At 35.1% G+C, this 6,947-nt stretch carries 9 protein-coding genes; 4 read left to right on the top strand and 5 right to left on the bottom strand.

What is annotated here, in order from left to right; genetic code table 11:
• Positions 1-301: 301 nt before the first annotated feature.
• From NK356_RS11950 to NK356_RS11940, 3 genes are all read right to left on the bottom strand, one after another.
• A complete protein-coding gene (locus tag NK356_RS11950) occupies positions 302-1,120 on the bottom strand; it encodes a DUF2314 domain-containing protein (RefSeq protein ID WP_034696081.1) in 819 nt (272 codons plus the stop codon).
• A gap of 36 nt (positions 1,121-1,156) precedes the next feature.
• Complete coding sequence (locus tag NK356_RS11945; RefSeq protein ID WP_034696080.1) at positions 1,157-1,795, bottom strand: hypothetical protein; 639 nt, start codon at positions 1,793-1,795, stop codon at positions 1,157-1,159.
• Between the two features lie 111 nt (positions 1,796-1,906).
• Positions 1,907-2,335, bottom strand: a complete 429-nt coding sequence (locus tag NK356_RS11940) for a DUF4268 domain-containing protein (protein WP_253317062.1) — start codon at positions 2,333-2,335, stop codon at positions 1,907-1,909.
• Positions 2,336-2,487: 152 nt separating this feature from the next.
• Here NK356_RS11940 and NK356_RS11935 point away from each other — a divergent pair, with 152 nt between their 5' ends.
• The 4 genes from NK356_RS11935 (at position 2,488) to NK356_RS11920 (ending at position 4,441) form a co-directional block, all read left to right on the top strand.
• Positions 2,488-2,895 carry an Rrf2 family transcriptional regulator gene (locus NK356_RS11935; protein WP_034696076.1) on the top strand — a complete coding sequence of 136 codons (408 nt, stop codon included), beginning with the start codon at positions 2,488-2,490 and terminating at the stop codon, positions 2,893-2,895.
• An 88-nt stretch (positions 2,896-2,983) separates the two neighbouring features.
• Complete coding sequence (locus NK356_RS11930; RefSeq protein WP_034696074.1) at positions 2,984-3,181, top strand: hypothetical protein; 198 nt, start codon at positions 2,984-2,986, stop codon at positions 3,179-3,181.
• Complete coding sequence (locus tag NK356_RS11925) at positions 3,175-4,062, top strand: sulfite exporter TauE/SafE family protein (RefSeq protein ID WP_253317061.1); 888 nt, start codon at positions 3,175-3,177, stop codon at positions 4,060-4,062. The genes NK356_RS11930 and NK356_RS11925 overlap by 7 nt, the downstream gene beginning before the upstream one ends.
• Before the next feature lie 88 nt (positions 4,063-4,150).
• Complete coding sequence (locus tag NK356_RS11920) at positions 4,151-4,441, top strand: putative quinol monooxygenase (RefSeq protein WP_034696070.1); 291 nt, start codon at positions 4,151-4,153, stop codon at positions 4,439-4,441.
• Between the two features lie 164 nt (positions 4,442-4,605).
• Here the strand turns inward: NK356_RS11920 and NK356_RS11915 are convergent, their stop codons facing one another.
• The gene (locus NK356_RS11915; protein ID WP_034696068.1) at positions 4,606-5,898 is read right to left on the bottom strand and encodes a T9SS type A sorting domain-containing protein; all 1,293 of its coding nucleotides are present in this window, start codon (positions 5,896-5,898) and stop codon (positions 4,606-4,608) included.
• Between the two features lie 195 nt (positions 5,899-6,093).
• The gene (locus NK356_RS11910) at positions 6,094-6,900 is read right to left on the bottom strand and encodes a choice-of-anchor J domain-containing protein (protein WP_253317060.1); all 807 of its coding nucleotides are present in this window, start codon (positions 6,898-6,900) and stop codon (positions 6,094-6,096) included.
• Positions 6,901-6,947: the final 47 nt, after the last annotated feature.

Raw genomic sequence — 6,947 nt, 5'->3', positions numbered from 1 at the left:
TCATCCTAAAAAAATAATATGGGTAGTTTATAAACAAAAACCGCCTCAAGGAAAATGAGACGGCTTCTTTTTATTTTAACAACTTAGTATTAAGTGGTTGTTTAGACTTATAAAAAATGTTGAATATATTAAAAACCATTAAGAAGGATTTAAGAAATAAAGTATAGTTAAGATGAATCATTCTGATTTTTAAGCTTAAAGCGAAGCTTATCTTAATACTCTCAACAACTTAATACAATCTTAATGTTTCAAAAATAAAAGTTTAAACAAATTCTGAGTTGTAATAGTCTTAATTAATAATTTACCCTTCCAATACAGGAATAAGGTGTTCCCAGTTCAGCTGTTTTGCATAATCTAAAGCTGTTTTTCCTTTTTTAGACTGGACGTTTCTATCCGCTCCAGCTTCTAAAACAACCTTTACAGTGGTCAAATTCCCAGCAATGGTTTCTTTGTGAAGAAGAGTCAGTCCGTCTTCATCAGCTTGGGTAAGTTCATCCGGATATTGTTGTAAAAACTTTACAAATTCCTCCTTCATATTTTTACTCATCGGATGTTCAATAAGATTTTCTGGATTTTCCTTTTGGTTATTCACTACAAGGATATCATTAAAATCTCCAAAATCCAGTTGCCAGGCGTTATCGTGTTCCTTTCTTTCTGCATCAGACATGTCAGCGCGCATTTTCTGGATGGTAAATCCTCCGTAAGCTTTTGGAAGAGGTGAGGATGATGATGAAAATAATTTGGAAAGTCCTTTTGGTTTCTGTACACTCGGAGTGATGGCAAAAAGCCAGTCGCTGATATTGCTTAAAGGAATTTCCACATAATCACCCACCTGTACATTCTTAAGACTGTTAGGTTCATTAATCAAATATCCTCTCACGTGATCTCCGTCAAAGAATATTTCATTAATCCACATATGTTCTACCAGGCTTTCTCCGGTTTCTTCATCCTGTTCTTCAAAAGCTGTTTTAACGCATGATACATTAAGTCCGGGAATGATTCTTCTGTATTCCCAGGACTGTTCACGCCAGAAATACTTAAAGGTTTCCTGAGCTTTTCTGTAAGCTTGAATCATTTCCGGATCATTTCCGTCTGCAAAAAAAATTGGGTTCTCTTCCATTTAATAATCGGGTTGTGGTGTGTTAAAGAATATAGATTACTGCTGAAAGGCTTCTTTTGGGAGCAAGGCTGCAGTTTTGTAATAGCTGATGTCAGTGGAAATTTGTGACTGAAGGTCCTGGAAAGTGTCATAATCATAATGAATCCAGTTTTCTTCATGATCCGGATCCGGAGTTTTGTCTACAGCAAGTTCCAGTTTTCCGTCTTCCTGGTAGCTGCATTCGATGGCTGCATATTTTTCACCGCTTTCGTCATTGGTATACCAGCATTTTATGGTTCTTTCAAGCTGTGGTTGGTGGGTTTCGTTATCGATAACCTGTGAACAGATAAAATTTTCAGGATCGTCTGTTTTGAAAACAGTTTTAGAAATTAAAGGCAGTTCATCTACAGATAAGGAATACAATTTATTGGTAGAAATAATAAAGCCGTCGGTTGTTTCTTTTTTTTCAATATCAAAAAAGTCAGACTTTTCTTTAAGATAATTGACTACCTGAGTTTCGTCTTCTTCGTCACTTAAAAAATAATTGATGTTATAAACACTGTCTTCGTTAATAAATTCAATTTCTTTCAGGAAATCGGAACCTTCCTCATAATAATACAGATGATATTCGCTCAGCTTCACAGCATTACTTTTGGAGATAATCTCTCCAAAAATGTTTTTGTACACTTTTCTCATTTTTAATCATGTTAGTTTGTTTCATCTATTAGTTTAAGTGGTAGGGCAAAGATAAGTTTTCTTTTTTTATCTTAACCTGAAGTGTAAAGTAGTATTTATTTCGTAAGTATTCTATATATCCTTTATAAAATCCTCATATTCGTAGTAAAACCGTTCGAAACCGTCCATTTTGTCCACAAAGAATTCAAAAATTTCTTGCCAGGTGTTTTTGTTAAAAATAGAAACATTATGCTTTTCAACCCATATTCTGCTGATTATCTTACCATTTTCAAGGGAAAAATGTTCTTCTTTCTGAAAATCTCCGATAAAATCTTTTAAAATATCTTCCAAAGACCAGATCTTCTCGTAGTAAGCATTTCGGAAGATTTCATCTTTCATTTCGATATCCAGGGAAACTTCTACTTTTTTGTTGTCAGCAGAAAATTTAAATGCCATGTCCTTGATTTTGGTATCATAAAGAATCCATTTTCTGGGAAATGATCTTCCAAAAGCTGTCCAAAATTCCTTTTTTAATTGCTGTGCCTCTTGTTTACTGAACATAGCGCAAACATAATGATTTAATAGGAGAAAGGCAAAAATGTGGTACCTAAAACCGTAAAATTACGGATAGACAGGCTTACCTTTTTATTCCTTTATTATTACTGTTTTCAGGTCTTTTTCAAATATTAAACAATTTTCGTATTTTTGCTCTAATGCTTTCAAAAAAATCTCAATATGCGTTTAAGGCACTTTCATATCTTGTAGAAAAAAGAAATGAAGGCCCGATTCTTATTTCTGAAATTGCGGAACATAAAAAGATTCCTTTAAAGTTTTTGGAAAACATCCTTCTTGAATTGAAAAAAGCTGAAATCCTCGACAGTAAAAAAGGAAAGGGTGGAGGATACTTTTTAAAAGAAAAACCGGAAAATGTGAAACTGGCGAAGATTATTCGTCTTGTCAACGGTCCTATTGCCATGCTTCCCTGTGTAAGTCTTAATTTTTATGAAAAATGTGATGACTGCAATGAAGATCACTGCGGGCTTCATGATGTACTGATAGAGGTGAGGGATGCTTCACTGAATATTCTGGAAAGTAAAACTTTAATGGATCTGGTAGATTAACCCGATCCTTTTTTTTGAATTAATAGTCTACTTGTTTTGTAGGATAAATATTTTATCAGATATTTGCACTACTTCAAATGAATAAACTATGATTTCAAAAGAAGAGGTAAACCAATTACAAAAGCTTACGCCCTCTATTACCGCAGCGCATTCCGTGGCTGCATGTATTATATCCGGAAAAATTTCCTTGCATAGAACTACAGATAACAGATCCACTTTAAATATCTCAATGGTCAATGGTACTGATGATGAAGGAGTATGGACTAAAACGGTTGTGATATGGTGATTTCAAGAAAGATTCAGGTAAGGATTAATGTCCTTTTGGTGACAGCTGCTATTATCTCCATTGCTGTTTTTTCCATGTATGAACTGGGATATCTGGAAGAACTGCAGACCATTCTGGCAAAAGATAATTATATTTTTTACTGGATGCTTCTGGTAGGTGTTTTTGCAGAAATTGTTGCAGGTTCTATGGGAATGGGATATGGAGTTATTTGTACCACAACTCTTATGCTGCTCAATATTCCACCGCATATTGTAAGTGCGAGTATTCACTCAGCAGAAAGTTTTACCACCGCCGCAGGAAGTCTCAGCCACATTAAATTGAAAAATGTAAGCAAAAGTCTGGTGAAAAAATTGGCTATTCCGGCTGTGATCGGAGCAATTATCGGAGCTGTTAGTCTTACTTATCTGGGAGAGTATTATGCGAAAATCACGAAAACTCTCATTGCTTTTTACACTTTATATCTAGGATTCCAGATTCTATCAAATGCTTTTAAAGAAAAACAGAGTAAAGCGCTGAAAAGGAAAACCAATCTGACCAGACTTGGAGTGATAGGAGGTTTTATAGATTCTTTTGCCGGAGGAGGCTGGGGGCCTTTGGTAACCGGAACATTGATTAAAAATGCTTTCACTCCAAGATTTGCTGTAGGAAGCTCTACTGTAGCCAAGTTTATTCTTACGCTAACAGCTGCCATTACCTTTTTCTTTACCCTGGGAATCCAGCACTGGAATATCATTCTCGGACTTTTAATCGGTGGAATTATCACCGCTCCTTTTTCCGCAATGCTTACCGCTAAGCTTCCTGTAAAGAAAATGTTTGTGATTATTGGAACTTTGGTGATTGTAATGAGTTCTATAACTATTTATAAATCAGTTTTTAATTAAAAATTATGCTTGGTGTGGAAAAATAAAAGGTTTAAAAAGATATTCGGTTTTGAAAATATTTTACTTTTACATCACTAAATATTAGAACATGAATTTACATATCATTGCACTTTTTAAGTTTAATGAAAATTATCTGATGGACGCGGTAGAGCTGTTTCAGAACCTTGTGAAAGAAACAAGAAAAGAAGAAGGCTGTCTGCAGTATGATCTTATTGAAGATAAAGATAATAAAGGAACTTTCTTCCTGATCGAACTTTGGGAAAGTGTAGAACACCACAACAGACATAACGGTCAGGATCACCTGTTAGACTTCCGTAAAGATGCTTCCAAAATTATGGAAAGCTCTGTAGAGGTTTATAAGGGGTTTAAAATATATTAATGTATTGAAGATTTAAATATTTAATGATTTAAAGAATAGCGTTATAGAACTATTGTTTTTATGAATTTTTAAGTTCTTTAATGAAGAAAAAATAAAAGGCGGTTTCAATATTCTGAAACCACCTTTTTTATTAGAAAAAATAGAAAGTATTAAAATAAAATAATTTATTTCACGATAAGCTTTTTCGTCTCAGAATGGCCACCGTAAGTAATTTTTACAAGATAATTTCCTGATGGAAGTGTAGAAAGGTTCAGGTCCTGCTTGTAGAATCCTGCCTGGTTCGTAAGTTCATCTGAATATACCTTTTTCCCGGTAAGATCATAAACTTCTACATTCCCTTTGTTGCCTGCTTTTTCTTTAACATCAAAAAGAACAGTTACTTTTTTATCTGCTGTGGTAGGGTTAGGATAAATACCAAAAGAGGCTTTTTTTCCTACTTCAGTAATTCCTAAGGTTTCCGTAATCTTTTTGTATTTAAAATACATGTTTCCTGTACTAGCTCCACCATTGGTAGTGAAATACATTCTGTAATAGTCGTTTCCTTTTTTAACGTAGTATACAACATCACTTTTTACAGTCCCGATTCCTTTCCATGAATGTCCTACAGTAGTAATAGCTGAAGAGAAACTTGTACTGGCAGGAATAGAATTGGCTGCTGTTTGCTGAGTTTCCGGCTGTACCATTGCTACTTTTACGTTTGGACTCTGGATAGCTCCGGAAAGAGGGTACATCTGTACGCCCATATAGAATGTGTAATATTTTGTGAATACAAAATCCCATGCTGTTCTGGAAGGTTCCAGACTAGGAACTTTTGCTCCGCTATCAAAAGAGAAATAGTTGAAATAAGAATCATCCGTACCGTTAGCCAGAGTTCTTGTTTCCGTAGCTCCCCATGATGTACCGTTCCATTTTGAATATCTGAAAGTATACCCTGCAAAAGCATCTTCAATAGCAAACTTGATATAAGTTCCAGAAGCATATTTTAAAACAAAAATAGCTTTCCCCTGAATATGGTGATTCATCGGGTTGTAAACTCCCCATCCTGTTGAAGGAATATTGGGGTTTGGAGAAGTCACAGGTCCCTGTTCAAAAGCTCCCTGGCTCCAGTCAGTAGTCTGATCCGGATTGTAAAGAGGTGCTCCCCATGAAGATTCATTACTGATATTGATATTATCCCAATCTGCTAAATTGGTAGAAGCAGTGAATACTTCAATATCTTTAGCATCATTGACTCTTGATCCAAAAGCATAGTTTGAGTTTCTATAAAAAGCAATATCCCAAGTATTGGCTGGCTGAGAAACCATATTACCATCTGCAAGATCTACAAACACACGGTTTTGGTATCCGCTCCCCATTGTCATATTTACCTGTGAGTATCCCAACGCGTCAGTCTGCGCCAAAACAGTCTGCTGAACAGACAATGCCAGTACTGAAGCCAATAATAGTTTTGTTTTCATAATTTATTTTTTAAATCCTTATTTAGAATGATTCCACAAAAATATATAATTATTTTTAATCAGTCTAAATAAAAACATGATTTTTATCGTGTTTTTATTTTAATCCTCATGATAAACAGAGAAAATTGGGCATAGAAAAAGCCGGAAGGAATGATCCCGCCGGCTTTAAAAAGGCAAATAATAGTCTAATAAACCTTATTTTTTGATGAATTTTGATTGGATCAATTTTCCTTCTGCAGTTTCAATATTCATATAATATACTCCTGTTTGAAGCGTGCTGATATCAAATCTTTGTCCGTTCAGTTTTCCTTCCGCTGCTTTTTGTCCTGCTGCAGAATAGATCTGAATATTTTTAGGATCTTTTTTTACAATGAATTCTATTGCAGACTGATCAGAATTTAAGGCAAATCTGAAATTTTCTGTTGATTTATTGTTGTCTGATACGCCTAAAGAAGCAGTCGTGTTATACACTACATTATCTACCTGAATCGCTACGTGAGTAGCAGTAGGAGTGAACTTAAATACAATGTATGAACCTGTGGATGCCGGAATATTAACACTGATATTCTGTACTGTACCAATAACAGATACATTAATAGGGCTTCCTACAGGAACGAAGGTTGACATATCTGCAGGGTTGGATGCTACTCCTATCTGAATGCTTCCCGGACCAGGAGATGGAGATACCAATGTAGTATCAAAAGTTAACGTTTTATTTCCTGTTGGAGTTTCAATCTGTGGAGTAATCAGATAAGAAGAACCTGTTGCATTGTTTCCTGCATACGACTGAACGAATCTGTTGGAATCTCCTGCTACAATCATTCTTGGAGGTACAGGAGGAAACTCACCCGTTATCGGTGCAACGATGGCAGACCATCCAAACTGTGGGAAAGTTGTGTTCCCAGCTGTAAAATTGTTGAAATTTTCATTGATGTTAGACACCTGAGCGTTCGCCGTTAAGGCTGTAAACATCAGAGCTCCTAAAAGTAATTTTAATTTCATGAGATTATTTTTATTTAGAATTATTCCACAAAAATATGTAATTATTT

Origin of the sequence: Chryseobacterium sp. S0630 (assembly GCF_024158915.1) — a bacterium.
Taxonomy (GTDB): domain Bacteria; phylum Bacteroidota; class Bacteroidia; order Flavobacteriales; family Weeksellaceae; genus Chryseobacterium.
The sequence above is the reverse complement of the archived record's forward strand: the minus strand, read 5'-3'. Positions and strand labels throughout refer to the sequence as shown.

Excerpts from the sequence above, each read along its gene's own strand:
- NK356_RS11950 (WP_034696081.1), bottom strand. The coding sequence starts at position 1,120 with ATGGAAGAGAACCCAATTTTTTTTGCAGACGGAAATGATCCGGAAATG.
- NK356_RS11945 (WP_034696080.1), bottom strand. The coding sequence starts at position 1,795 with ATGAGAAAAGTGTACAAAAACATTTTTGGAGAGATTATCTCCAAAAGT.
- NK356_RS11940 (WP_253317062.1), bottom strand. The coding sequence starts at position 2,335 with ATGTTCAGTAAACAAGAGGCACAGCAATTAAAAAAGGAATTTTGGACA.
- NK356_RS11935 (WP_034696076.1), top strand. The coding sequence starts at position 2,488 with ATGCTTTCAAAAAAATCTCAATATGCGTTTAAGGCACTTTCATATCTT.
- NK356_RS11930 (WP_034696074.1), top strand. The coding sequence starts at position 2,984 with ATGATTTCAAAAGAAGAGGTAAACCAATTACAAAAGCTTACGCCCTCT.
- NK356_RS11925 (WP_253317061.1), top strand. The coding sequence starts at position 3,175 with ATGGTGATTTCAAGAAAGATTCAGGTAAGGATTAATGTCCTTTTGGTG.
- NK356_RS11920 (WP_034696070.1), top strand. The coding sequence starts at position 4,151 with ATGAATTTACATATCATTGCACTTTTTAAGTTTAATGAAAATTATCTG.
- NK356_RS11915 (WP_034696068.1), bottom strand. The coding sequence starts at position 5,898 with ATGAAAACAAAACTATTATTGGCTTCAGTACTGGCATTGTCTGTTCAG.
- NK356_RS11910 (WP_253317060.1), bottom strand. The coding sequence starts at position 6,900 with ATGAAATTAAAATTACTTTTAGGAGCTCTGATGTTTACAGCCTTAACG.